This is a genomic window from Legionella londiniensis, from assembly GCF_001467825.1.
Taxonomy (GTDB): Bacteria; Pseudomonadota; Gammaproteobacteria; order Legionellales; family Legionellaceae; genus Legionella_A; species Legionella_A londiniensis.
Genome location: NZ_LNYK01000016.1, coordinates 196539 through 222341 on the forward strand (window position 1 = coordinate 196539; position 25803 = coordinate 222341).

A 25803-nucleotide genomic window follows, 5' to 3' on the forward strand; every position below is an offset into this window, starting at 1 on the left:
ATAGTTATTGTTTCCGATACATTCTAAGCATGCGATGAGTGACCACAAATCCGCCAAAAATATTGATTGATGCAATCAATACGGCTATCCCGCCCAGAATAGTTGTTGTCCCGGTCAGCTTGCTGCCTGCGGCGATTAAGGCGCCTAAAATAATGATGCTGGATATGGCGTTGGTAACCGACATCAAGGGTGTGTGTAAAGCCGGTGTAACCTTCCAAACGACATAGTAACCTACAAAGCAGGCCAGTATGAAAATGGTCAGCATGGCAATATATGGGTTTCCCAACGTACTGGTATAGCTCATGATTGTTTTTCTCTCGCAAATTGAAATGGAAGGTATTGCCCGTCCAGGCATAAAAGGCCTTGCTTGATAATTTCATCTTCTTCATTAAAGGTTAATTTCGCTTGATCTGGGGTGAAAAGTTTTATTAAGTTAACGAGATTATTTGCATACAGTTCACTTGCGCTGGCCGGCACAAGTCCTGCCATATTGCTGAAGCCGACAATGGTGATATGATTAAATTTAATTATCATATCAGCTTCGCTCAGCTCACAATTACCTCCGCGCGCTGCGGCCAAATCCACAATTACCGAACCCGGTTTCATTTGTTCTACAGTTGATTGTTTTAACAAGACCGGCGCTTTTTTGCCTGGTATCAGTGCCGTGCAGATGACAATGTCAGAAATTTTTGCATAATGTTCAATCAGCTGAGATTGCAAATGCCGATATTCTTCGCTGACTTCACCCGCATAGCCTGATTTGGTTTCTGCATTTTGCCCCTCTTGCACCTCAATGAATTCCGCGCCAAGACTTTCTGCCTGTTCCTTTGCGGCGCTGCGTACATCAAAGGCATAGACAACAGCGCCCAACCGCTTTGCCGTGGCAATTGCCTGAAGTCCTGCAACGCCTGCGCCCAGGATTAAAACCTTGGCGGGCCTAATCATGCCTGCGGCTGTCATCATCATGGGAACAGCGCGGTTGTAATGGCTAATAGCCTCAATGACAGCGCGGTAACCTGCAAGATTCGCCTGTGAGGAAAGGCTGTCCATGCCCTGGGCGCGGCTTATGCGAGGGATACAATTCATAGAAAAAAGACCGATGCGTTGTTTGAGGCACCAATTGAGCAATTTACTTTGGGGATTGTTGTCAATTTGGCCAACCAGCAAGCTCTCCGGCTGCAATCCTTTCAGATCCTCCGGCATGGGCTCGTCAACACAAACCAGAATATTTGCTTTTTTAAGCAAGTTGCCCTTGCTTGTGGCAATGCTGGCGCCCGCTGCTTCATAATCTTCATCAAAAAAACCGGAGAGAAAACCCGCATTTTTTTCCAAAATTACCTGAAGCCCCATCTTGTGATAGGTTTTGATGCTTTGAGGTGTGATGGCAACGCGAGTTTCTGTACCGCCTTCATGCATAGCAGCAATGAACATGGTAAGTTCCTTTTACCCTGATAGATTCCACATAATCAATCAGCTTATTGGATTCGAAGCAGATTTTCCAGATTTATGAATCAAAAATATTAATGTTTTTCCCAGGCCAATGCTTACCATTTTGCCAGATGTTTTTTCGTCATTTTCTAACTCTATAGGATATTTTTATTATCTTGCCCTTATAATCAAACTAGGCTAAAGTGACTTTTTTAAAGTCCAGCCAGACAGAATATGGAAATTCTCTGTTTTTATGCAGGGATGGCTTGTGTGTTTTTAAACCATGCTTATCCCTGGCTGTTTTGGGTAACCATCCTTTTTTTTCGCTTTAAGCTCAAATACCTCATCTGGTTTATTGGCGCGCTTGTTTGGGGTCAATTTCATTTATGGTGGGTATCTGAAAAAGGGATGCCTGAAAAACCTGTTATAAAAAACGCTATTTTGCAGGGTTATGTTGCCTCGATCCCTGTACAAACCCGGCATAAAACGCAGTTTTATTTAGAGCTTGTTAAATTCAATGACAAAAAAGTTAATACAATGGTTTTGCTATCCTGTTATGACCATTGTCCAACTTTGCATGCAGGCGAGTTCTGGCAATTAAAAGCAACCATAAAACGACCAAGGAATCTTGGTAATCCCGGCGGATTTGATTTTGTAAGCTGGCTCAATGCAAGGCATATCAGCTGGGCCGGGTATGCGAAAAAAAATAGTTTTAAGCTTCTTGAGCCCCAAAAAAATCGCTATTTCATTTTATCCTTGCGCGAGAGGCTAGCCTCCCATCTTGCAGATTTATCGCTTAATGAGCATAGCCTCGGCGTTCTTGAAGCGTTAAGCCTTGGAGTTACAAGTCATCTTTCCAAGGATGAATGGGAGCTTTTTCGCCACACAGGAACGACGCATTTAATGATAATATCAGGAGCCCATATCGGGCTTGTGGCCGGGATTGCTTATATTTGGGTGAAATGGCTTTGGGCGCGTCTTGGTGTTTTTTGCTTAATTATTCCGGCACAACGGGCAGCAGGTATTGCTGCAATGAGTCTGGCTTTGTTATACGCCGCCCTTGCAGGATTTGGTATTCCGGCGCAACGTGCCTTAATTGTTTGTTTTTTCATGTTGCTGCGATATTTCACGAGCCAAAGATTTGGTTCCTGGCAGGCATGGCGGTACGCATTTTTCTGTGTGATATTGTTTGAGCCTCATTCGCTGTTAATGACTGGTTTTTATCTGTCCTTCATTGCTGTTGCCATATTAATTGTGATTAATCAACGCTTTCGGGGAAGAGGTATCCGGCAAATGATGAAAATTCAGTTTGCATGTCTCGCCGGATTGATGCCTTTGACTTTGTACTGGTTTGCATACGGCGCGGTAAATGGGCTTATTGCCAATTTGATTGCTATTCCATGGGTTGGTTTTGTTATTGTACCGATGGCTTTACTGACAGTGATAACCTGCGGATGGTTTTCTATACCTCGTTTAACAACTTTTCTTGATTACTGCATTCAATGGCTGCTGTATTTCCTGCAGCAAATGGATGCGCTGACATCGCAATGGAATTTAAGATTTACCTTTGCTGAGGTTTCATCGCCAATAGCGCTTATGGCTGCCATGACGGTTTTCGTTTTACTTCCCCTAAAAAATATGAGGCTTGCAGCAACATTGTTGGCAATCGCAGCAATTTTTCCAGCCTCTCCAAAAATTAAACCCGGCGAGGTTCGTATCGATACACTGGATGTTGGGCAGGGATTGGCGGTGGTTATTAGAACCGCAACCCATACCTTGCTTTACGATACAGGAGTAAAATTTTATCAAGGCAGTGATATGGGACAGCTTGCGGTTATTCCTTTTTTGAATTCCCAGGGGATTAAAAATCTGGATACGGTGATTATCAGCCATTCAGATATAGATCATCGCGGCGGCCTGGCCTCTATTGAGGAAAAGTATAACGTTAAAGAATTAATTGTTGATAATCGAGGCTTTTATCAGCGCGGTAAATCTTGCCATCATTATCAGGACTGGATCTGGGATGGCATATCTTTTCGATTTTTTGCGATCAAAGATTCCTTAGCCGGTAAAAATAATCACTCATGCGTATTACAGGTACGCAGTGACGGCGGCGCTATGCTCTTTACCGGGGATATTGAACAGGGTGCCGAAGCCTATTTGGTTGCTACTTATGGCGGGCAATTAAAATCTGAAGCCATCCTTGTTCCGCATCATGGCAGTAAGACCTCTTCTTCCTTACCCTTTTTGAAGCAAATATCACCGCAATTTGCTATTGCCTCCTATGGGTTTGATAACCGTTATCATTTTCCTCATGTGACAACCATCAATCATTATGCAAAAGAAAAAATTACCCTATTTAACACTGTTCAATGCGGTATGGTCAGCGTTCATTTGACTGCTAATGGTGTTTTGCCTGTTCAGTGTTTTAATCAAATGAAAGGCAGCCTTGTGCCATAATGTTGCGAAGATGAGGCATATTGGATCTAATCTTTTAAAGTCTTATAAATGTTTAAAGCTTTCTCGCGTGCTTTGCCATGCTCCACAATAGGCTCTGGATAATCCTTGCCAATTTTCACTGATAATGCCCCGCGGGGCGCTTGCCAGGGTTTGTGTATCCATTTTGCAGGAAGTGCTGCAAGCTCAGGCACCCATTTTCTTATGTAGTCGCCATTGGGATCAAATTTTTCGCCCTGAAGCACAGGATTAAATATCCGAAAATAGGGGGCAGCATCAGCCCCGCTGCCAGCTACCCATTGCCAGTTTGCTGAATTATTTGCCAAATTAGCGTCAAGCAGGGTATAAAAAAACCATTTGGCTCCCAACCTCCAATCAATTAACAAATCTTTGGTTAGAAAAGAAGCCGTTATCATCCGTATTCGGTTATGCATGTAACCGGTGCGCCATAATTCCCGCATCCCTGCATCCACGACAGGATATCCAGTCAGTCCTTTTTGCCATTTCGTTAGATTATCTTTATTGTTTTGCCAGGGAAAAGCGTCAAATTTGGAGCGAAAATTTGCATGCGGGAGATCTGGAAAATGATACAGCAAATAATGAGAAAATTCGCGCCAGCCAAGTTCACTGCAAAAGCGTTCAATTGCCTTTATATTGCGTTGTGGATTTCTTTTGAGTTCTTCAATTGTGCGCCAGATTTGCCAGGAACTTATTTCGCCAAAGTGCAAATGTGGGGCAAGATATGAGGTCGCCTCGGCTGTTGGAATATCTCTTTGCCTGTCATAATCGTTTAGGTGATTTTCGATAAAATTTTCAAGCTTTATTTGTGCGCCATCCTGGCCTGGCCGCCACTTTAGCTCAAATTCTTTTGCCCAGTTGGTTTTTTGAGGAAGCAAATTCCAATCGTCTAAATTATCCTTTTTCGCATCAGGAGAATCTGGCCAGTGTGAAACAATATGTTTTTCAGGTATAGATAATTGTTGCAGGCATTGGCGCCAAAAAGGCGTAAAAACTTTATAATATTCATCCTGTTGGGTTCTGATGGTTTCCGGATCAATTAAGAGGCTGCCAGAATAAGTATTGATTTTGATGTTTTCGCTTGTCAGCATTTCGCGAATTTTTTTATCCTGAGCTCTTTGTTCCGGCTCGATGGAGATATTCCAATATACTTGATTGGCATGATATTTTTTAATCAGGTCTTTTAATACCGAAAGCGGGTCGCCATTTTTTAAACATAGTCTTAGGCCTTTTAAGTTCAGCAGTTTATCAAGGCTTTTTAAAGAGTGATATAGCCACCATTTCTGAGCTTCACCCAGAGCGAGAGATAGCCCTTTATCATGAATGTAGAGCGGTATAACAGATTTGTTTGCATTGCAGGCTGCTGCAAAAGCCGGATTATCTTCAATGCGGAGATCACGCCTAAACCAAATGATTGCAGTCATATTTTGAATACTTATTAAGCATGTTGATATTTCTGCCGAGACAGCAGCGTGTTTTGCCTGGTTGATTTACAAAAATATTTGCTGTATACACCATCCCCAAGAATGCTTGTTAAGATATGCATTCGCTTTTTAATCTTAAAGAGATGTCCAAAAACTTTCAAGGATAAACCGATATTGTTTTTAAGGAAGACATAGTGTATATTAATTTGTCTAAAAAGATTTTTTGGATTTCTTTTTTATGTTTCGTTTTGTCTCTTTATTTTTTTTTATATTTTTCCTTAACACGACAGCCGCAGCGGACGATTTAAATCCTGCCGATACTTGCAGACAACATCATTGCATAGCAGTTGTAGATGCTGGAAGCACAGGTTCGCGACTTCATATTTATGCATTCGACCGAGATGAAAACAGTAACCCTGTGAATATCAACGAAGTGTGGTCTAAAAAAGTAAAACCTGGTTTTGCCACGCTCGCCCCTTCACCAGAGGCCATAAACCCTTATTTGACAAATTTGTTCAGTGACGCGCCTTCGCAAAATATGCCTCTTTTCTTTTATGCGACGGCAGGCATGAGATTATTATCAACGACCAAACAGGCACAGTATTACCGAACATTAGAAAGCTGGTTTGCCCAACAAGGCCAATGGCAATTGGTTTCTGCTAAAACCATTACAGGCCGGAATGAAGGTCTTTACGCCTGGCTGGCCGTTAACTATCAAACAGGGGCGCTGACCGATGCCAGTAAGCCATTATCAGGCGTGCTGGATATGGGAGGGGCATCTGTACAGGTTGCTTTGCCAATAAGCAATGATGCAGGCATCGAACCTAATGATTTGCTTGAATTTGATATATATGATCGTCACATCAAACTATTTTCGCATAGTTTTCTCGGGCTAGGGCAAGTGGTGTTGACTTATCAGTTTCTAACCTCGCCCGAATGTTTTGCAAATGGTTATGAGCTGCCGAGCGGGCTTCCAGGTGAGGGTGATGCCCGAACATGTGAAAGCAGTGTTGCAAAATTAATTAACGATGTGCATGGTGTAGATAAAATCATAAAGCCTGTTATTGCAAATAATCAGGTTTACTCATGGTATGCCCTGGGCGGCTTACCTGCCATGGCTTCCGAGCAATCATTTCATTTCAAAAACAATCAGTTGACAGGACAAAAACTCTTGGAGGAGGGTGATAATCAGTTCTGCCACCAGCAATGGGAAGATATCCAAAGCCATTACCAGGGACATGAATATGTATATGGTTACTGCCTGTTTCCGGCCTATTATTATGCCTTGATGGTAGATGGCTACGGATTGTCCTCTTCGAATGAGGTAAATTATTTTCCCGCATTAAAAGAAGCCGATTGGACTCTTGGTGTGGTATTGCATCAACCACAAACATAAGTATATACTTCGCGTGCATGCCGTTGTAGCTCAGTCGGTAGAGCAATTGATTCGTAATCAATAGGTCGGAGGTTCGACTCCTCTCAACGGCACCAGTAAAATCAACAACTTAGCAAATACCGCCAAATTTTGGGTCTTTCCCAATTACGGGGGCACTCAATCACCCGCAAAGCACTCTAACACGCACCCTATAATTTTCAAAGTTTCTAAATCCATAAGCTCTACGTTGAATGAGTTTCATTTTACGATGGAAGCCTTCTGTAATTCCATTTGACTTACTAAACCGCCATATTCTGGCGACTTCATCCTTCCATGTACCAGTGTCAGTGTCTTACCAAATGATGCTAACGCTTTAAATGCGCTTTGTTTTAACTCAGAAATCATATCTAGGAAGGTAGGAATTATTTTACGACACTCATGTTGGACCCTGTAAATCATCATAAACTTCTTTTCGATGTTTTATTGCAACAATAACGACGGTATTTGTTTCAGCTTCGATGCGGTAAACAATCCTATAATCACTAACTCGCAAACGTCTATGTCCTTTAAGGCTATATCGCAGTGGTTTACCGAAACCGATAGGATCAGCCATCAAACGCTCTTCGATGGCTTTTTTTATGAGTTTTTTAGCTGAAGTTGATAAATTAGGTATGTCGTTTCTAACAACATCTTCAATATATTCAATTTGATATAGTTTACTTCCAGGCGTCATCATGCTTGACTCTTTTTGTTGTAGCATGATCTCGAAATTCCGCAATGGCAGACAATACCTTATCTTCCCGCCTTTCCAATGCCTCCATGATAAGTTCTTTAGCCAAGCCTGAAATCGATTTATGTTCTAGCTCTGCAAGATAGGCAAGTAACCCTGCCGTTGATTCCTCAAAAGTAATATTTATTCTTGGATTTTTAGTAGGCATGATAGTGCTCCTGAATGGGTGCCTAAAATAAGTGTAACACTTTTGTATCACCTGTCAAATATTCATGCGCTCTTGATAATGGGTTGCTTTGCCTTTATCAAACCGTTTTGATAAGTCTTTTTGTGATATGCCTCGTGTATTCTCGTGATAAACAGCCGCTTGCAAGCGCCAGGTTGAGCGTTGAAACTGCTGACTTCCATAACGCCGACACACATTACAAAACAGCTTATACAGTTTAAACCTTAAAAGGCTTCGGCGGTGTCCTATCAACTCATGGTGAACCGTACGAATATAGGATGGCTTTTTACGAACGGCTCTGCTACTGCAATGCGCACAGCGAGCTATTCGATTATATTTAGCCTCTATAATAAAGGCCTGATAACCACTGATTTTTTGTATAGAAAACCAGGCAAATTTAATATAAGATCATGTTTGGGTACTTTAATCTCTTTTTGATAGCTAAATCAAGGAGTTAGTTTAAACTTACTTGGTTGTGAAGCTGATGGCTCAATTTGTTACGAGCAATTTTTAACTGATTTTTCCCGAAAAAATTTGCACAAGTTTAAGCAATGTGCTGATGATAATAAATTTTATTATCAAAATTTTTGTAATCTTTTTACCAAAAAAGAGCCTTTCATTAATTACTAGATATTTGGATCAGCAAGCCTTGATAAGCTCAGCGCATTAAGGTTTGTATCTAACTAATTCTCTCCCAAAGCCTTGTGGACTTTGTTCAATAATTTTGCAGACACCTTCTTTTGATTCTCAATTTTACTAATATAAGCCTGAGTTACCCCCATCAGCTTGGCTAATTCCTCACCTGATCATCTCTGTCAAAAATAATTCGCCATGATCCAACACGCAGGCGACAATAGGGTTAGCCATGTAATTTTTTATATCCAAAATTGGGTTATCTGGATTTTTTCCCAATAACACAATTTTTTCAGTAATTCTCGTTTTATCCAGTTGGGGTACACTTTGCAGTGCTTTCTTAAGCGTTGTTTTCTGTTTTGCTGCTCGGCTTTCAGGCATTGTTCCAGATAGTCGCAGTATCCTGCATCCTGTTTTGCCGCTTCCTGCACTAACGCGGCATAATTTGCAGCAATGCCTGTCAGGTTCAGTGCCTCACATAGTTCATTAACCCGCTGTGTCTGAAGATTCATTGCACACCTCCAAGTATTGCTTCATAAATATCCAGGGAATGATGAAGGTTCATCCGCTCATATTCACGGGGAACAATCAAGACAGGGTCTGGAACAGCAGGTATAAAAGGTTTTCTTTCATAAGGTTGAAGTGCCTGCAGTTCCGCTTTAAAGCGCTGAATGGGCTCTGCCTTTGTTGTTTGATGCAAACGGACATTGGCAACATCACGCAGCCATTTTTTGACTTCAAAATTGGCGGTCTCTACATCCAAAATTAAGCCTGCTTCTTTCAGTTGCGAGATAAGCGGTATGTAAAAACTGTAGCGAAGATAGCGGATGAAGCGCTCGACCTTACCCTTGGTTTTGGCTCGATAAGGCTGACAAAGGCGTGGTGTAAATCCAGTTTCTTTTGCAAAATCCCACAACCCTCGATGGAAACGGTGCAGGCCTGTACCATAGGCATTGCGTTTTTGAATCACCGTTTTCATATTTAGAAAATGATGGATCAATTTTCAGTTGCACGGGTGGGTCTTTTTTACATTGCCGTTAACACTAATGGTGTGATTTGATGATGGTGTTTTTTCAGAGCCTATACTTATTTTATGGGAAACGCATGATTCAATGCATCAATTCTATGATGAGGTAAAATTCATGCAGAAAAAATATCCAGAGTTGAATGTACCGAAACCGCGCGGCTGCATGGAAAAATGCCTTATCCAAACCCTTGAAGCACTTGCTCATATGAGTGAAATACATGATCCATACACAGCAAGTCACCAAAAAAGAGTAGCGAATCTTTCCATGGCAATCGCAAGAGGAATTGGTTTCAAAGGGAGGGATATTTTAGGGATTTATCTTGGAGCAGTGATTCACGATATTGGGAAAATAAAAGTTCCTGCTGAAATCCTTGCCTATCCTGGAAAGTTAACGAGAGAGCAATTTGAACTGATCAAGAAACATCCAGAAGACGGGTATGAAATCATCAAAAATATTGATTTTCCTTGGCCTATTAAGGATATCGTATTATTGCACCATGAACGACTTGATGGCTCCGGTTATCCTTTTGGGTTAAAAGCTAAAGAGATCCCTGTTGTGACCAAAATTGTTAGTGTTGCTGATGTGGTTGAATCCATGATGTCTCATCGACCCTATCGTCCCTCTTTAGGTGTTAGTAAAGCACTCGATGAGATTACAAGATATAGAGGATCATTGTTTGACAGCGAAGTGGTGGATGTTTGCATCGATATCTATAAAAAGAACAGACTCCGCTTTCTAAAAATAACTAAGAAAACGTAACTTTTCTGTATTGGGGATGAAAAAGAACAGAAAGCCCATCAAGATATGATGCGAAACACACCAAACAGCGCGCATGATCATGGAAATGCGCTCACCATTCAGCCCGCTGAAACCAAGAGGCTTACCTGGCAATTTAAATCTGGGAATGAAGTCGTTTTTTCTTGTAATATTCCGGACATTTTGAAGCAGGGATGTATGTGAAACTGAAGGTTAGCTCACGCTGAAGGATATGGTAGCTTGAATCAAACTACCCTTGTAGGTGATATGCAATTCCATGGATTATGATCTGAGATAAATCAATTTGATTGCTGGGGTGAGGAATGGTATTACAAGTTATCGCTATGTTGGTGTTTCTCAATTTAGCTCTTGCTAAACGGCAGCAAAAGGCAAAACTTGAAAAACCTGCATTAACAGGTGATGATGTACGCGAAGCTTTGGTTGAAGGCGCTTTGCTTCGTTTAAGACCGAAGTTGATGACTGTGTTTGCAATTATTGGCGGATTATTACCCATTATGCTATTTAGTGGGACGGGTTCTGAAGTTATGCGTCGAATTGCAGTCCCCATGATGGGCGGGATTGGAAGTCTGCCATGAATCGTTTTGCTATCGAATTCGAGGGTAGAATTCCTATGTAAAAATCGCAGTTACACAAAATTATTTACAGGGTCAACTATGTTAGGAAGAGATTTACATTTTACCATTATCATTTCGTTTATTTTGTTTCTATGTCCTTCTCTTTTGTTGGCCCAACATGAGCACCACACGACCTCTACAGCGGCTGCTTCTTTGATCAAATCTCAATCTAAAATACAACAGAGGGCTAAGAAACAAAGGTCGAATAGCAAGATAATCCCCGCCACTTTTGGTAAAGAGCACGTCATCAATTTAGTGGTAAGCTATAAGACTGTGAATTATGCAGGAAAGTATCGGCGCGCCATTGCAGTGAATAATCAAATTCCGGCACCTACACTTTATTTTAAAGAAGGTGATCGCGTAATCATCAATGTTTATAATCGCTTAGATAAAGGAACCTCAATCCATTGGCATGGCGTTTTGGTGCCATGGCAAATGGATGGTGTAGAAAATGTTAATCAGAAAACCATTCCGCCAGGAGGAGTGTTTCATTATCGTTTTACACTCTATCAAGCAGGTACCTATTGGTATCATGCTCATGCTGACGCTCAAGAACAAGATGGCCTTTATGGGGCATTTTTAATTGACCCCCCAACAAAACCTCATTATCACTATACGAAGGATTATGTTGTTGTTTTGTCGGATTGGAGTAATCTTGGTGGTGATCAAGTTTTTGCGAATTTAAAAAAAGATGGCGATTATTTTTCACCACGATTTCCTTTACAGCCTTCGCTGATGAAATTTATTCATGATTATCGTAAAGCCGATACTACAGAACGTAAGAAGTTAATCGGCGATTATAAAATGATGCAGCAGATGCGCATGAGTATTTATGACTTAAGTGATGTGGCCTATGATGCCTACTTGCTAAATGGTCAGTCCAAAACATGTCCTTGGCGTGCACCCGTTAAAGTTGGCGACGTGGTAAGACTCCGTTTTATTGGTGCCGCGGGCAGCACGATTTATCGCGTAAAAATTCCTGGTGCAAAAATGAGTATGGTGCACGTGCAAGGAAATGATGTTAGACCTTACTCGATGGATGATTTTAGTATTGCACCGGGCGAAACGGAGGATATCTTAGTTAACATTGAAAAAAACAAGCCTTACATTATTTATGCTGAATCGATTGATACTCGAGGAGTGGCGGTAGGTGCGCTGGTGACGAATCCCAATCAGACCGTTGACTACCAACAAATAACGCCATTTCCTGAGCCTAAGCCGGTCACTCGCGACATGATGGCGAACATGAATCATGGCTCGATGAAGATGCCCACTAATCATTCTTCTCATACAGCGAGTTTTAAGAAAATGAAAAAAGCTGATGAGATGAAGAATCATATGTCCATGGATCATACCATGGAGATGCCAACTGAGCCTACCATCGTTGGCGATAAGATAACGTCTATGAATCACAGTGACTCTAAAACCAAGACGATTGGTACAAAATATCAAGACCTAACGGCAGCGGTGATGACGAATGATCCCAATAAGCCAGTCGATGGTGTCGTTAAAATGGAATTGTTTGGTTATATGGATCGCTTTATTTGGATGATTAATGGCCTACCCGAATATAAAGCCAAACCCATTCTGATCGAGCCTGGTAAACGGTATCGTATTATTTTCACTAATAACTCCATGATGCGCCATCCCATGCATATTCATGGGCATTGGTTTATTTTGCGCAATGGTCATGGTGCGTATGATCCCTTATTGCATACCATTGAAGTACCGCCTGGAGCCACAGCGGTAGCGGATATTGATAGTGATGCCAGTGGCCAATGGTTTTTCCACTGTCACCACCTCTACCACATGATGGCTGGAATGGCGCGGGTGTTTCAATATGAAACCATCATTGAGGTGGCTCGAGGTGCGATGAAACCTGAGCATGAAATTTCGAAAGGGAAGTATGTGAATCGTCCCATTGTAAGGGTTGATGAACAAATACCCATTGATGTTTCACTGATTTCGCATCCAGAAGGACATCATGCTGGATTTTACTTTGCAAGTTTTGTGGATATCGGTGCCGATCCATTTAGTAATGCCCAGCGGCTGACCTATAAAGGCTTGTATGGGCCAGATTATAATAAACTGGAGTTATTTACAAATGATGCAGAACTTAGTGAAGGGGAAGTGGACAACGCGGATATTGATATTTTTTACTGGCGCCTCATTAGTCAATTTTGGGCAGTAAAAGGAGGAGTAAATTATTTTTATCGCCCAGCCACCTCTCCTTATTGGCAGCCAGGCATTGGTATTGAAGGGATAATGCCTTATTTTATCGCAACAGATTTGCGCAGTTATTATTATAGTGGCAGTGCCAAACTGGATTTGGAGCTATCGCGAGACACGCAACTCACCAATAATTTTTTCCTAAAATTAGGAATACGCAGCATTTTGGCAACAAAGACCGTGGCACGGGCGGCTATTGGCAATGGCTTAAACCAAATGCGTTATATTGTTAGACCTTATTACCGTTTCATGCCAGGCTTAAATCTCATAGCCGAATTTGAACATGAAGAGGCCTATGGGACATTTAAAACGATTCTACGTAATTTAGGACAGCATACCAGTGAAAATACGCTAACTTTTGGGATTTCCGTTTTATTTTAAGTGAGTGCCCACAGGGTCGGATTGGTTTGATAAATGGAGTATTCTGACTGTAGCAAGACTTATCATAGGCCATCTATATAAACAACCTACTCAGAACTATCTACTTTGACTAGAGGTTGCCGAAGAGGCTATATTGTAATTATTTTCTTTTAAAATCAAGGATGGAAATACAAATCATTGGATGGTTTTGGCATGTTGTTTGATACTGACTGCTTGTATGAATAGTAGTGATACTCCCAGTAAAAATACTGAAGGTCTGGAAGAGCATGTTGCCCAAGGTCATGTAAGGCATGGTGGAGGTGGTGGTCGCTAACATTAAAATCCTGTTACTGGATTTCAAAGAGTTAGTATGAAAGATACCGATTTTTTGAAACAAGAGCTCTAACCTATTAAAAATTGGGTAAAATGGTGCTTATCAATAATGGATGAGCGAATGCAAAGGATGGCTGCTATGGCAGAACAATGGCACGAGAAATCACTTGTAGAGATTGCTTCTCAGTTCAACATTGATTTATCTTTGGGGTTACCTGAGAAAGAAGCCAAGCTGCGATTAAAGGAAGTAGGACCTAACCTTCTCGGCAAACAGAAGCGAACATCCCCCTTAATTATTTTTTTGCAGCAATTTGAGAGTGTGGTCATCTGGGTACTTTTAGGTGCTGTCCTTGTTTCTTTTTTATTGGATGAAAAAGCCGACGCCATTGCTATTTTGGCCATTGTCATTTTAAATGCCATCATCGGATTTTTTTTGGAATATCGCGCTGATAGGGCGATGCTGGCGCTCCAGCAAATGGCCGCCCCGAAAGCCACGGTACTTCGCGATGGCCATGCGAGAGTGATAGCCGCTTCTGATATCGTACCAGGTGATATTCTCCTTTTTGAGAGTGGTGATTTAATCGCTGCCGATGCTCGTCTTTTTGAATTGTCAGCGCTTAAGGTCAATGAAGCGCCACTCACGGGTGAGTCGATACCCGTTGCTAAAAATCTGGATATTTGCACTGCTAAGACACCTCTAGCCGACCGTAAAAACATGGTGTTTATGGGGACTTCTGTAGCAGATGGCACGGGCAGAGCGCTTGTTGTGGCAACTGGCATGCAAACGGAAATGGGACGCATTGCCAAAATGCTTGGTGAAGCGTCTCGTGATGAAACGCCTTTGCAGAAAAAGCTCAATCAAGTGGGCTCTCGTCTATTGTGGCTTTGCTTTTTCATTATCGTTGCCATTTTTGGCTTAGGTCTCTTACGTAACATCTCACTCTTCAGCCTATTCATGAGTTCAGTCAGTCTTGCAGTGGCTGCAATTCCTGAAGGCTTGCCTGCTGTGGTCACGGTGGCTTTAGCACTCGGCGTGCAACGTATGGTGCGACGCGCTGTACTGGTAAGACGATTATCTGCGGTTGAAACACTCGGCTGTTTACAGGTTATTTGCACCGATAAAACAGGAACATTAACCGTGGGTGAAATGACGGCACGAAAGCTTGTGACAACCGGTGATGTGTACAGCATTCATGGAGAAGGCTATAACCTCTCGGGAGGATTTTTACTTCAAGGTCAAGAAATTAATGCGTCAGAAGACAAGCTGTTGCAAGCTACTTTGCAAGCGATGGTGGCTTGCAATAACGCGAGTTTTGAGAGCCAAGATGGAGAAGCGGCAACCGTGGGAGACCCAACTGAAGTGGCGCTCTTAGTTGCTGCAGCCAAAGGAGGAATTTGGCGAGGTGAACTACAAGCCTCTTATCCTCGCATCAAAGAGCTGCCCTTTAGTTCCGAACGCAAACGTATGACGGTCGTGTGTCGACAAGACCATGAACACATCGCTTTTGTAAAGGGGGCACCTGAAATTATCTTGGAGCGCTGTACCCATATTTTGACAAAGACGGGCATCAAAAAATTAACGCCGAATGATAAGGCGCGCATGAAGCAATCCTGTGAACTTATGGCCAGTGAAGCATTAAGGCTTTTAGCGTTTGCACAACGTTTTGTGGACTCTTCATGGTTAGAAAAAGAAGACGACGAGATTGAAAATAACCTGGTTTTTTTAGGTCTTATTGGTCTTCAAGACCCCCCTCATGCAAGCAGCAAGGAATCCATCAGTCGCTGTAAAAAGGCTGGCATTAAGCCAGTGATGATTACAGGAGATCATCCTGATACAGCAAGAGCCATTGCCAAAGAGCTTGGCATTTTGGAAGCCGGTGATCGATTGCTCACTGGCAATGAACTTGAGAATATGCCAGAGGAGGAATTTAACCATTGTGTCAAAGACATTGCTGTTTATGCCCGTGTAACTGCGGAGCATAAATTAAAAATCGTACGCGCCTGGAAAAAACAACAAATGGTGGTGGCGATGACAGGCGATGGGGTGAATGACGCGCCTGCTTTAAGAGAAGCTTCTGTGGGTATTGCCATGGGAAAAACAGGGACTGCTGTCACCAAAGAAGCCTCTGACATCATTGTCATGGACAATAACTTCACCTCAATCGTGGCAGGTATTGAAGAAGGTCGCACGATTTACGATAACATTGCCAAAACGCTTGCTTATTTATTAGCAGGCAATAGTGGGGAATTGCTGGTCGTGTTTATCGCCCTTTTAATCGGCTGGCCCTTGCCGTTACTTCCTATCCAATTATTATGGATTAACTTAGTGACGGATGGTTTGCCGGCCATTGGCTTAGCCACCGATATGTCAGAACCCGGGATTTTGAATCGTCCGCCCAGAGCAACACAAAAATCCATGATGGACATTGCCTTTTTCAAACGAGTAACCTTTGTTGGTTGCTTAACGGCTTTGGTGACGCTGAGTGTCTTTGCCTATGAATATTTAATTGATGGGGATTTAATCCAAGCTCAGGATGCAGCGTTTTCTGTCTTAGTAACCGCCGAGCTTTTACGGGCCTTTGGGGCTAGATCCCAGACTAAGACCATTTGGCAAATCGGTTTTTTCTCTAATCTGCGTTTGTTTTTTATTGTCAGCATTAGCTTTTCACTGCAAGTCTTCATCCATCATATTCCTATGCTGCGTGAATTATTTGGTATTGAGCCAGTGTCATTTACCCAATGCTTCGTTTGGATTCTATTAGGCATGGTGCCTTTGCTCATCATAGAAGCTCAGAAGCGGCTAAGGAAGGCACCCAATGAAGCGTTTTAGTATTAAAATAATGGTGGTTTATTGCCTAATGGCAAGCTTAACTTATGCCAAGACACCACCTGGTTTATCGCAATTAATTCAAGAGGCTACTCAAAATAATCCCCAGATTCGAGCAGCACGCGATCGCTTTCTTGCCGCCAATCATGTTATTCCTCAAGCCCGTTCATTGCCTGATCCAAAAGTCAGTGTTGGCTCTCCCATGAATATTGATCCCATGCGACTACAAATGATAGGTGCTAGTCAGGAAATTCCATTTCCAGGCAAGCTCATTGTTCAAGGGAATATAGCGACGGAAAAGGCAAGACACGCTGCGGCTGTTTATCAGTCTACTTGTTTGCAGGTTATTGCTCAATTAAAACGTATTTACTATGACCTTTATTCAGTCAACAAATCAATTGGAATATTGCAAAAAAATCGAATACTTCTTCAGGAAATGGAGAAAAGTGCCGAAGTCAATTACAGTGTAGGTAAAGTTCCGCAACAAGATATTTTTCGAGCGCAAACAGAAATTGCACGTCTTGACATGCGTTTAGTCATCTTAAAGCAGGAACGCGAATCGCTTCAGGCAGACATTAACCGTTTACTAAACCGACCTTTGGATATCGCAATTCTTACCCCCTCGCAGCTATCCATAACTCATGTTCGCCATAATTTGACTTCTTTAAATTCACTTATCAAACAACGCGCCCCTCAACTAAAGGTTCGTGAGCGAAGTGTTGAACAACAACGCCAAACGGTTAGATTAAGTAAAATGAATTATTTTCCCGATGTTGAAATTGAAGGAGGAAAACTTCGCAATACCGTGATGGATAATGATGGTTATATGGTTACTTTGAAAGCAACTATCCCTTTGTATTTCATGGAGAAACAGAATAACGGTTTGCGAGAATCTCTTCATCGTTACAATGCCGAAATAGAGGATTTACATACAACTTACCAGGCTCTTCTTTTCCAAGTGAAGAATGCTTTCTTGGTAGAGCAACGTTCAGCACGTTTAATTGAATTAATTCAAGGCTCCATTATTCCATTAGCACTACTCACGTTTAATTCATCACAAGCGAATTACGGGGTGGGTAAAGTAGATTTTTTAACTTTTCTAAATAATTTGCTGACGTTACAGGAAAACGAAATCGAATTACATAATGAGCTGGCGAATCATGAAAAAGCCGTGACGATGATAGAAGAAATTATAGGAAAGGTCTCATGAAACGAATAAAGCTTACTCTATTCTCTATTGTGATATGGGTTGTTGTTCCGATGAGTTTTGCTCAATCAACAAAAAGCAACCATAACCATAGCAAAATGAATAGGGATAAATCTACTTCAGAAAATATAATTGTGATTAACCCTGTTCGCTTACAAGCCATCGGCATTACCTCAGCGCCAGTAAAAAGCCAAGTGATTGAAAAAACGATTCGCACAGTGGGCTATGTTACAGCGGATGAGCGATTAGTCGCTCATATTCATGTGCGTTTTGATGGTTGGATAGAAAAATTATTTGTCAATTTTACCGGAGAAAAAGTTAAAAAAGGACAAGCCTTATTTACTGTTTATAGTCCTGATTTGGTTTCTACTCAGCAAGAATATCTGTTGGCAATGCATGCTAAAAAAATTCTGGATAAAAATAAAAGCACTTCCATATCATTGGGTTCGCAAACATCTTTTGAAGCAGCCAAACAAAGACTTTTGCTGTGGGGGATTTCTGAAGAGGCCATTAAGCAATTAACCCAAAGTGGTAAAATTACCAATACGATGACCATTAATTCTCCGATTAATGGAACGGTTATCCATAAAATGGCATTAGTGGGTATGCGAATCAAACCAGAAGATGAACTGTACACAATAGCTGATTTATCTCGTTTATGGATCATGGGCGATATTTATGAGTATGAATTACCCTATGTTAAACTTGATCAAACAGCAGATGTCACCTTGTCCTATTTGCCCAATCAATTGTTTAAAGCCAAACTTGATTTTATTTATCCAACAGTCGATACGAAAACTCGTACTGCCAAGGTTCGTTTCGTCGTGGATAATACTAAGGACCAATTAAAACCGGGGATGTATGCCAATATTGACTTAAAAATTCCTTTAGGCAAGCGACTGGTTGTTTCTAAAAATGCGGTTTTGATAACCGGTGAGCGTGCAGTGGTATTTATTTACCATGGCAATGGCAAAATTGAATGGCGAGATGTGACCTTAGGGGTTAGGGCAGGGGATTTGCTTGAGATAGTCAAAGGAGTTAAAGAGGGTGATCAAATTATTACATCTGCCAATTTCCTCATTGATTCAGAGAGCCAGTTGAAAGCGGCCATGGGAGGCATGCAACATAAATAGACATTCTTTCCAGACATATATTGTGGTGGAGAAAGAAGCTCTAATAGCAGAAAGGCGTGGTTTTGCCTTTAGAATAAAGGGATTTTATGGTTGAACGGATTATTGAATTTTGCGCACGCAATCGATTTATTGTGCTGCTTTTTGTGCTTGGGTTTTCTTTCATGGGCTACATCGCCTTAAAGAATACCCGCATGGATGCATTGCCTGATATTTCAGACACTCAGGTCATTGTGTATACGACCTGGATGGGGCGATCGCCCGATCTGATGGAAGATCAAGTCACTTATCCTATTGTCACAGCCCTCTTATCCGCACCCAAGGTTGTTGCTGTACGGGGATTTTCTGATTTTGGCTTTTCCTATGTCTATATCATTTTTGAGGATGGTACCGATATTTATTGGGCGCGTTCTCGTGTCTTGGAGTACATGAGCCAGCTGGCTGGAAAATTACCCGAAGGCGTAACACCTCAATTAGGCCCTGATGCCACACCGGTGGGTTGGATTTATCAATATGCCTTGGTCGATGAAAATGGGAAGCATAATCTGGCGGAGCTTCGCACGTTTCAAGATTGGTATTTGCGTTATTGGTTAAGAGCAGTCCCAGGGGTGTCTGAAGTAGCGAGTGTGGGTGGGTTTGTCAAGCAATACCAAGTCAATTTGGATCCGGTCAAAGTCCTTGCCTACAACCTATCGGTTCCTGAGATTGTTGAAAAAATTCGCATGAGTAATAATGACACCGGTGGGCGGGTCATTGAGTTCTCAGGTGTTGAGTATATGATTCGTGGCCGCGGGTACATTAAATCCACCGATGATATTGAAAAAATTGCAGTGGGCACCAATGCCAATGGCACACCGATTTTGCTGCGTGACGTGGCAACTGTTCAGCTTGGCTCTGATATGCGCCGAGGTGTTGTCGACTTAAACGGCGAGGGAGAAGCAGTAGGTGGCATCGTCATCATGCGCTTTGGGGAAGACGTGCTGCAAGTGATTGGCCGCATCAAAGAGAAGTTAAAAGAATTGGCCTCAGCGATTCCTGAAGGCATAAAAATAGTTAACGTGTATGACCGAAGTAACCTCATTCGAGAGGCCATTTCCACGGCCAATTGGAATTTGATTGAAGAGCTTGCCGTGGTCGGTTTACTTATCATTGTGTTTTTAGGACATTTTCGTTCCGCACTCATTCCCATTATTACCTTGCCGCTTGCGATTTTGATTTCTTTTATTCCCATTTATTTCTTACATGTTGGCCTTAACATCATGTCCATCGGTGGCATTATAGTTGCTGTTGGCGATATGGTCGATGCAGCCATCATCATGGTCGATAATGCTCATAAACGCCTAGCGGATTGGGAGGCGAAGGGAAGCCTGGGTGATCGCACTCAGGTCTTGATTGATTCGGCGAAAGAAGTAGGACCTGCTATTTTTTCATCGCTTTTAGTCATTGCTATCTCTTTTATGCCTGTTTTTACACTGGAGGCTCAAGAAGGGCGGCTGTTTTCACCCTTAGCTTACACCAAAAACCTGGCCATTTTCATGAGCGCTTTACTTGCCATCACCTTAATTCCTGTGTTATTGCCTCTTTTGGTGCGTGGTCGAATCATCCCTGAACAAAAACATCCGATTACGCGGTTTCTACAAAAAATATATGCACCTATTTTAAGGTTATCCTTGAAATACCGTACTTTTGTAGTGGTGATAGCAGTGCTGGCAGCATTAGCTACAGTGCCTCTTTATAAACTCATTGGTTCCGAATTCATGCCACCTCTCTATGAAGGCACCATTTTGTATATGCCAGTGACCTTACCAGGTATTTCGGTCACTCAAGCGACTGAGTTGCTTCAGAAAATGGATAAGAGATTAAAAGCATTCCCTGAGGTCGCACACGTTTTTGGAAAAACAGGACGGGCCGATACCTCCACCGATCCATCCCCTTTCAGCATGATGGAAGTCATTGTTGAGCTGAAACCTAAAAAATTTTGGCGCAAAGGTGTGACTTATGAAAGCCTGGTTGCCGAGATGGATAAAGCCTTGCAATTTCCCGGCGTGAGCAATGCCTGGACTATGCCGATTAAAGCGCGTAATGACATGCTCACTACAGGAATTCGGACTGCTGTAGGGATTAAAATTTTTGGTCCTGACATTAAAAAAATCGAAGCCATTGGCAAAGAAATTGAAATGGTGGCTAAAGAAGTGAAGGGAACAAGTACGGTTTATGCGGAGCGAGTAGCTGGCGGATATTTTCTTGATTTTGAAATCCATCGTGATGAGCTGGCTCGATACGGCTTAACCATAATGGATGTCAACCGCATCATTGAGTCGGCTGTGGGTGGTGAAAACATCGCAACAACCATTGAAGGACGTGAGCGCTACCCCGTGAATGTGCGCTATTTGCGAGAATTGCGCGACGAACCTGACAAACTCAATCGTATTTTAGTCAAGACCCCCAGTGGTGCGGAAGTACCTGTTGCGCAATTGGTGACTTTAACCTTTCGTTCAGGCCCCGCTATGGTTCGCGATGAGAATGGCATGTTAGCAGGTTATGTCTTCATTGACATCAGTGGCCGGGACATTGGTGGCTATGTGGAAGAATTAAAGCAAGCGGTCAACGCGAAAGTCAAATTGCCCCCGGGCTACACGTTGGCTTGGTCGGGTCAATACGAATTTATGCAACGGGTTTATGAGCGGCTTAAAATTTTTGTACCACTGACTTTAGTCATCATTTTTGTTTTATTTTACTTTACCTTCCGTACCATCACTGAGACCTTGATGGTGATGCTTGGCGTTCCTTTTGCTTTATTTGGCGGCTTTTTATTGCTGTATTTATTAGGTTACAACATGAGTATTGCCGTTTGGGTGGGGATGATCGCACTCGCCGGTGTTGCGGCTGAAACAAGTGCGGTGATGCTCGCTTATCTTGACTCGGACTACAGCGAGCAAAAAGAAAAAGGATTGCTCAAAACCTTGCCTGATTTGATTCAAATGGTACAACAATGTGCAGTCTCACGTATTCGTCCTATGGTGATGGCGGGGTTGGCTAACATCCTTGGTTTATTACCGGTGATGTGGGCCACAGGCATAGGGGCTGATGTCATGAAACGTCTGGCAGCGCCCATGGTGGGTGGAGTTTTTTCGGCACTGCTGCTGACCTTAATTGTGATTCCGGTGGTTTATGTGATGTGGCGAAACCAAGTGGATTTGAAAAAACAGCAGGCTTAACGGAGGCAAGATGAAATTAACTTTTTTAGGGGCTACTCAGACCGTCACCGGCTCAAAATACCTTTTGACTGTTGGTTCTAAAAAAATTCTGATTGATTGTGGTCTTTTTCAAGGCTATAAAGAATTGCGCTTGCGCAACTGGGCCCCATTGCCTATTGACCCGCATGATATTGATGCGGTGATTCTCACCCATGCTCACATTGACCATACGGGTTATCTTCCTTTATTCGTCAAAAATGGCTTCCGAGGCAAAATTTACGCGACACCCGGCACCAAAGCGCTATGCTCGATTTTGTTACCTGACAGTGGTCATTTGCAGGAAGAAGAAGCCCGCTTGGCCAATAAATATGGTTTTTCAAAATATAAGCCTGCTCTCCCTCTTTATACTGAAAAAGAAGCTCAGACGGCATTAAATTATTTTGAAACGATCGATTTTGATACTCCGCATCAATTGTTTCACGATTTCAGTTTTGAGTATCATCGTGCCGGCCACATCGTCGGCGCCGCCATGGTCAAAATAAAAACCCCAAAGGGTTCCATTGTGTTTACTGGAGACATTGGCCGTCCTTATGATCCCGTCATGAAAGCCCCGACTGCTATTGAAGAAACGGATTACCTGGTCATGGAATCCACCTATGGCGACCGATTGCATGATGCCACAGATCCCTTACCGCAAATGGCTCAAGTGATTAATCAAACCGTTAAACGAGGGGGCTCGGTCATTATTCCTGCTTTTGCAGTAGGACGTGCTCAAAGTCTTCTTTATTTTATTTACGAATTGAAACGACAAGGGGCTATACCCAAAAACATTCCGGTTTTTTTAGATAGCCCTATGGCCATTGACGCGACTCATTTGCTCTGCACCTATAAAGAAGACCATCATTTAACGGCAGAGCAATGTCAGGGATTATGCCGTATCGCTACTTATGTGAATACACCTGAGGAATCCAAGGAGATTGACCGCCATCACATGCCGCAAATCATCATAGCGGCTAGTGGCATGGCGCAAGGAGGTCGCATTCTCCATCATTTGAAAGTGTTTGCGCCCGATCCCAAAAGCACTTTGTTATTTACTGGCTTTCAGGCGGGTGGCACTCGTGGTGCTCGAATTGTGAATGGGGAGAGACAAGTCAAAATTCATGGGAGTCTTATTCCGATACGAGCCCAGGTGGTAGTTATGAGCAGTACGTCGGCTCATGCGGATTATCAAGAACTGTTAGGATGGCTTAAGCACTTTGCTAGGCCGCCTAAAAAAGTCTTTATTACTCATGGTGAACCCCACTCTGCTCAATCATTAAAAGAAAAGATTGAAAAGCAATTCGGTTTTTCTTGCACGATTCCTTCTTATCTGCAAACGGAGGATTTGTTGTGAGTAAGAAAACCCCTCATGGGCTTCGTTTAAAGCATTTAGGGATTAAAACCTATCATGAAGCCATTATTTACATGCGCGAGGATTGCCATGTCTGTCACTCGGAAGGATTTGAAGTACAGACCCGTATCCAAGTGACTTTAGGTAGCCGCTCCATTATAGCCACCCTCAATGTGGTGACCTCAGAGCTTCTAGCACCAGGTGAGGCTGGTTTGTCAGATTATGCCTGGGATTCGTTACATGCCAAAGAAGGCGATGAAATTCAGGTCTCTCATCCAAAACCCTTGGAATCCTTAAGCTATGTGCATACCAAGATTTATGGCAATGAACTGTCTTTTGAGCAAATGAAGGTCATTATTGATGATGTGTTAAGCGGCCGACTTTCTGATGTGCAAATTTCCGCTTTTCTAGCGGCAAGTAGCGCAGGACGGCTAAACAGTACGGAAATCATGAGACTCACCAAAGCCATGATTGATAGTGGTGAACGTTTATCCTGGCCTTCGCCTCTTATTGTGGATAAACATTGCGTGGGAGGATTGCCGGGAAATCGCACGACGCTGATTGTGGTTCCTATCGTGGCTGCTTTTGGATTGATGATTCCCAAAACATCATCGCGTGCCATTACGTCCCCCGCGGGGACTGCAGATACCATGGAGACTTTGGCGCCAGTCCACTTAAGCTCTAAAAAGATGCGCCGAGTGGTTGAGCAAGAAAACGGCTGTATCGTATGGGGTGGGGCTGTGAGTTTAAGTCCTGCTGATGATGTGCTCATCCGAGTGGAGCGAGCCATCGATTTAGATAGTGAAGGGCAATTAGTGGCTTCTATTCTTTCTAAAAAAATTGCAACAGGCGCCACGCATGCGGTCATTGATATTCCCGTGGGGCCTACTGCCAAAGTCAGGAATCAGTCTATGGCGTTCCTTCTTAAACAATCGCTTGAGGAGGTGGGTAAAGAGCTAGGATTGGTTGTCCTGACTTTATTGACGGATGGGTCGCAACCGGTAGGACATGGCATTGACCCATCGTTAGAAGCCCGTGATGTTTTGGCCGTGTTGCAAGGGTTTCCTGATGCGCCCAATGATTTGCGTGAACGAGCGTTGACTCTTGCTGGTGCCGCGCTTGAGTTTTCTTCGCAAGTACAACCTGGATTAGGGAAGTCCATTGCAAAGCAATTATTGGATAGCGGACAAGCCTTTAAAAAATTTCAGGCCATTTGTGAGGCTCAGGGTGGGATGAGGGAATTGACTAAGGCACGTTTTACTCATCCTATTGTGGCTCAACAAACAGGTAAGATATCTGTGATTGATAATCGAATGTTGGCAAAAATTGCAAAGTTAGCCGGAGCCCCTAAATCTAAATCAGCCGGGGTTGACTTACATGTTCATCTTGGCACGGTTGTTGAAAAAGGCGAGCCTTTATTTACGATTCATTCAGAATCCTCAGGTGAACTAACCTATACACGTGATTTTCTTTGCGACAAACATGACATCATTTCTCTGGGAGAGAAGTCTTGAGGCCCATTTTATTTTCATTATTTGAATCCTCCGAAATCAGTCAGCAGTTAAAAGAGGTACTTGAAGTTGACGTGGGTGATGTTACCTTACATCGTTTCCCAGATACTGAGTGCTATGTAAAGATTAATTCGGTGGTTGAAAATCGTGACCTTATTGTGGTTGATAGCTTAAACCAGCCTGATGCAAAAATATTGCCTTTGCTCTTTTTCGCTAAGACAGCCAAAGAATTAGGGGCTAAAAAAATCGGTTTGATTGCCCCTTATCTTTCTTACCTCCGGCAAGATAAACGCTTTCATGAAGGTGAAGGCATTACTTCGCGCTATTTTGCAGACATTTTATCCAGCTCATTCGATTGGTTGATGACGATTGATCCCCACTTGCATCGCTATCATTCACTGGATGAAATCTACTCAATTCCCACCTTTGTGTTGCATACCACCAATACTATAGCGGCATGGATTAAACACCATGTTCCTAAACCAATTCTTATTGGCCCTGATATGGAAAGTGAGCAGTGGGTTGCCGATATTGCAGAAAAAGGCCCTTTTTCTTATGCGATTTTAGAAAAGATTCGCCGTGGTGATAAAGAGGTGGCTATTTCAATGCCATTCATCCCTGAACTTGAATCCTCAACGCCTGTATTAGTGGATGATATCATTTCCACCGCCAGAACCATGGTGGAGACGGTAAAACAATTACAACAGGCGGGGATTAAGTCAGTGATTTGTATTGGGGTGCATGCGCTTTTTGCAAAAGAGGCTTATTCTTTATTATCGGGGATGAACGGGGTGCACATCATCACCTGCAACACCATCCGTCATAAAACCAATGCGATGGATGTGAGCGATTTGATTGCAAAGACTTTAATAAAAAACAAGTTCGCTAAGGCTTTAGAAAAATAAGAGG

Annotated in this window: 15 protein-coding genes, 1 tRNA gene and 4 pseudogenes; 13 read left to right on the forward strand and 7 right to left on the reverse strand. The window is 42.7% G+C overall.

What is annotated here, in order from left to right; all coding sequences use genetic code 11:
• Positions 1-4 precede the first annotated feature (4 nt).
• Positions 5-304, reverse strand: coding sequence for a proton-translocating transhydrogenase family protein (locus Llon_RS06770; RefSeq protein WP_058529306.1), 300 nt, complete (start codon positions 302-304; stop codon positions 5-7).
• A complete protein-coding gene (locus tag Llon_RS06775; protein WP_058529307.1) occupies positions 301-1431 on the reverse strand; it encodes a Re/Si-specific NAD(P)(+) transhydrogenase subunit alpha in 1131 nt (376 codons plus the stop codon). Before Llon_RS06775 ends, Llon_RS06770 begins: the two co-directional genes overlap by 4 nt.
• 267 nt (positions 1432-1698) lie before the next feature.
• On the opposite strand from Llon_RS06775, the gene Llon_RS06780 reads away from it, so the two are divergent.
• Complete coding sequence (locus tag Llon_RS06780; RefSeq protein WP_162261946.1) at positions 1699-3888, forward strand: DNA internalization-related competence protein ComEC/Rec2; 2190 nt, start codon at positions 1699-1701, stop codon at positions 3886-3888.
• Positions 3889-3914: 26 nt separating this feature from the next.
• On the opposite strand, the gene Llon_RS06785 is transcribed toward Llon_RS06780, so the two are convergent.
• Positions 3915-5327 (reverse strand): cryptochrome/photolyase family protein, encoded by a 1413-nt coding sequence (locus Llon_RS06785; RefSeq protein ID WP_058529309.1) that lies wholly within the window; start codon positions 5325-5327, stop codon positions 3915-3917.
• 238 nt (positions 5328-5565) lie between these two features.
• Here Llon_RS06785 and Llon_RS06790 point away from each other — a divergent pair, with 238 nt between their 5' ends.
• A complete protein-coding gene (locus Llon_RS06790; RefSeq protein ID WP_058529310.1) occupies positions 5566-6723 on the forward strand; it encodes an acetate and sugar kinases/Hsc70/actin family protein in 1158 nt (385 codons plus the stop codon).
• Between the two features lie 19 nt (positions 6724-6742).
• A tRNA-Thr gene (locus Llon_RS06795) sits at positions 6743-6818 on the forward strand.
• Positions 6819-6883: 65 nt separating this feature from the next.
• On the opposite strand, the pseudogene Llon_RS11895 reads toward Llon_RS06795, so the two are convergent.
• The 4 genes and pseudogenes from Llon_RS11895 to Llon_RS11405 form a co-directional block, all read right to left on the reverse strand.
• Positions 6884-8086 (reverse strand): annotated as a pseudogene (locus Llon_RS11895) (type II toxin-antitoxin system mRNA interferase toxin, RelE/StbE family).
• 255 nt (positions 8087-8341) lie between these two features.
• Positions 8342-8446 (reverse strand): annotated as a pseudogene (locus tag Llon_RS11310) (helix-turn-helix domain-containing protein); the annotation flags it as partial.
• Positions 8447-8533: 87 nt separating this feature from the next.
• The gene (locus Llon_RS06810; RefSeq protein WP_058529312.1) at positions 8534-8803 is read right to left on the reverse strand and encodes a P-loop NTPase family protein; all 270 of its coding nucleotides are present in this window, start codon (positions 8801-8803) and stop codon (positions 8534-8536) included.
• Between the two features lie 178 nt (positions 8804-8981).
• Positions 8982-9273 (reverse strand): annotated as a pseudogene (locus Llon_RS11405) (IS21 family transposase); the annotation flags it as partial.
• Positions 9274-9433: 160 nt separating this feature from the next.
• On the opposite strand from Llon_RS11405, the gene Llon_RS06820 reads away from it, so the two are divergent.
• The 10 genes and pseudogenes from Llon_RS06820 to Llon_RS06865 all read left to right on the forward strand — a co-directional run bounded on the left by Llon_RS06820 (position 9434) and on the right by Llon_RS06865 (position 25799).
• Complete coding sequence (locus Llon_RS06820; protein ID WP_160149080.1) at positions 9434-10078, forward strand: HD-GYP domain-containing protein; 645 nt, start codon at positions 9434-9436, stop codon at positions 10076-10078.
• Positions 10079-10398: 320 nt separating this feature from the next.
• The gene (locus Llon_RS06825; protein ID WP_058529315.1) at positions 10399-10671 is read left to right on the forward strand and encodes an efflux RND transporter permease subunit; all 273 of its coding nucleotides are present in this window, start codon (positions 10399-10401) and stop codon (positions 10669-10671) included.
• A 78-nt stretch (positions 10672-10749) separates the two neighbouring features.
• Positions 10750-13320 (forward strand): multicopper oxidase domain-containing protein, encoded by a 2571-nt coding sequence (locus tag Llon_RS06830; RefSeq protein WP_058529316.1) that lies wholly within the window; start codon positions 10750-10752, stop codon positions 13318-13320.
• 451 nt (positions 13321-13771) lie between these two features.
• Positions 13772-16462: a cation-translocating P-type ATPase gene (locus Llon_RS06835; protein WP_058529483.1), complete on the forward strand. Its 2691-nt coding sequence runs from the start codon at positions 13772-13774 to the stop codon at positions 16460-16462.
• Entirely contained in the window at positions 16449-17669 is a 1221-nt protein-coding gene (locus tag Llon_RS06840) for a TolC family protein (protein ID WP_058529317.1), read from the forward strand. The genes Llon_RS06835 and Llon_RS06840 overlap by 14 nt, the downstream gene beginning before the upstream one ends.
• A 50-nt stretch (positions 17670-17719) precedes the next feature.
• Positions 17720-18799, forward strand: a complete 1080-nt coding sequence (locus tag Llon_RS06845) for an efflux RND transporter periplasmic adaptor subunit (protein WP_412754049.1) — start codon at positions 17720-17722, stop codon at positions 18797-18799.
• Between the two features lie 86 nt (positions 18800-18885).
• Positions 18886-22028 (forward strand): annotated as a pseudogene (locus Llon_RS06850) (efflux RND transporter permease subunit).
• The gene (locus tag Llon_RS06855) at positions 22025-23386 is read left to right on the forward strand and encodes an MBL fold metallo-hydrolase RNA specificity domain-containing protein (protein ID WP_058529320.1); all 1362 of its coding nucleotides are present in this window, start codon (positions 22025-22027) and stop codon (positions 23384-23386) included. Before Llon_RS06850 ends, Llon_RS06855 begins: the two are co-directional and overlap by 4 nt.
• On the forward strand, positions 23383-24897 hold the full coding sequence (locus Llon_RS06860) for a thymidine phosphorylase family protein (RefSeq protein WP_058529321.1): 1515 nt from the start codon (positions 23383-23385) through the stop codon (positions 24895-24897). The genes Llon_RS06855 and Llon_RS06860 overlap by 4 nt, the downstream gene beginning before the upstream one ends.
• Entirely contained in the window at positions 24894-25799 is a 906-nt protein-coding gene (locus tag Llon_RS06865; protein ID WP_058529322.1) for a ribose-phosphate pyrophosphokinase, read from the forward strand. The genes Llon_RS06860 and Llon_RS06865 overlap by 4 nt, the downstream gene beginning before the upstream one ends.
• Positions 25800-25803: the final 4 nt, after the last annotated feature.

Coding starts and splice junctions, on each gene's coding strand:
- Llon_RS06785 (WP_058529309.1), bottom strand. CDS start 5,327: ATGACTGCAATCATTTGGTTTAGGCGTGATCTCCGCATTGAAGATAAT.
- Llon_RS06810 (WP_058529312.1), bottom strand. CDS start 8,803: ATGAATCTTCAGACACAGCGGGTTAATGAACTATGTGAGGCACTGAAC.
- Llon_RS06770 (WP_058529306.1), bottom strand. CDS start 304: ATGAGCTATACCAGTACGTTGGGAAACCCATATATTGCCATGCTGACC.
- Llon_RS06825 (WP_058529315.1), top strand. CDS start 10,399: ATGGTATTACAAGTTATCGCTATGTTGGTGTTTCTCAATTTAGCTCTT.
- Llon_RS06830 (WP_058529316.1), top strand. CDS start 10,750: ATGTTAGGAAGAGATTTACATTTTACCATTATCATTTCGTTTATTTTG.
- Llon_RS06820 (WP_160149080.1), top strand. CDS start 9,434: ATGCAGAAAAAATATCCAGAGTTGAATGTACCGAAACCGCGCGGCTGC.
- Llon_RS06835 (WP_058529483.1), top strand. CDS start 13,772: ATGGCAGAACAATGGCACGAGAAATCACTTGTAGAGATTGCTTCTCAG.
- Llon_RS06845 (WP_412754049.1), top strand. CDS start 17,720: ATGAGTTTTGCTCAATCAACAAAAAGCAACCATAACCATAGCAAAATG.
- Llon_RS06840 (WP_058529317.1), top strand. CDS start 16,449: ATGAAGCGTTTTAGTATTAAAATAATGGTGGTTTATTGCCTAATGGCA.
- Llon_RS06790 (WP_058529310.1), top strand. CDS start 5,566: ATGTTTCGTTTTGTCTCTTTATTTTTTTTTATATTTTTCCTTAACACG.
- Llon_RS06775 (WP_058529307.1), bottom strand. CDS start 1,431: ATGTTCATTGCTGCTATGCATGAAGGCGGTACAGAAACTCGCGTTGCC.
- Llon_RS06855 (WP_058529320.1), top strand. CDS start 22,025: ATGAAATTAACTTTTTTAGGGGCTACTCAGACCGTCACCGGCTCAAAA.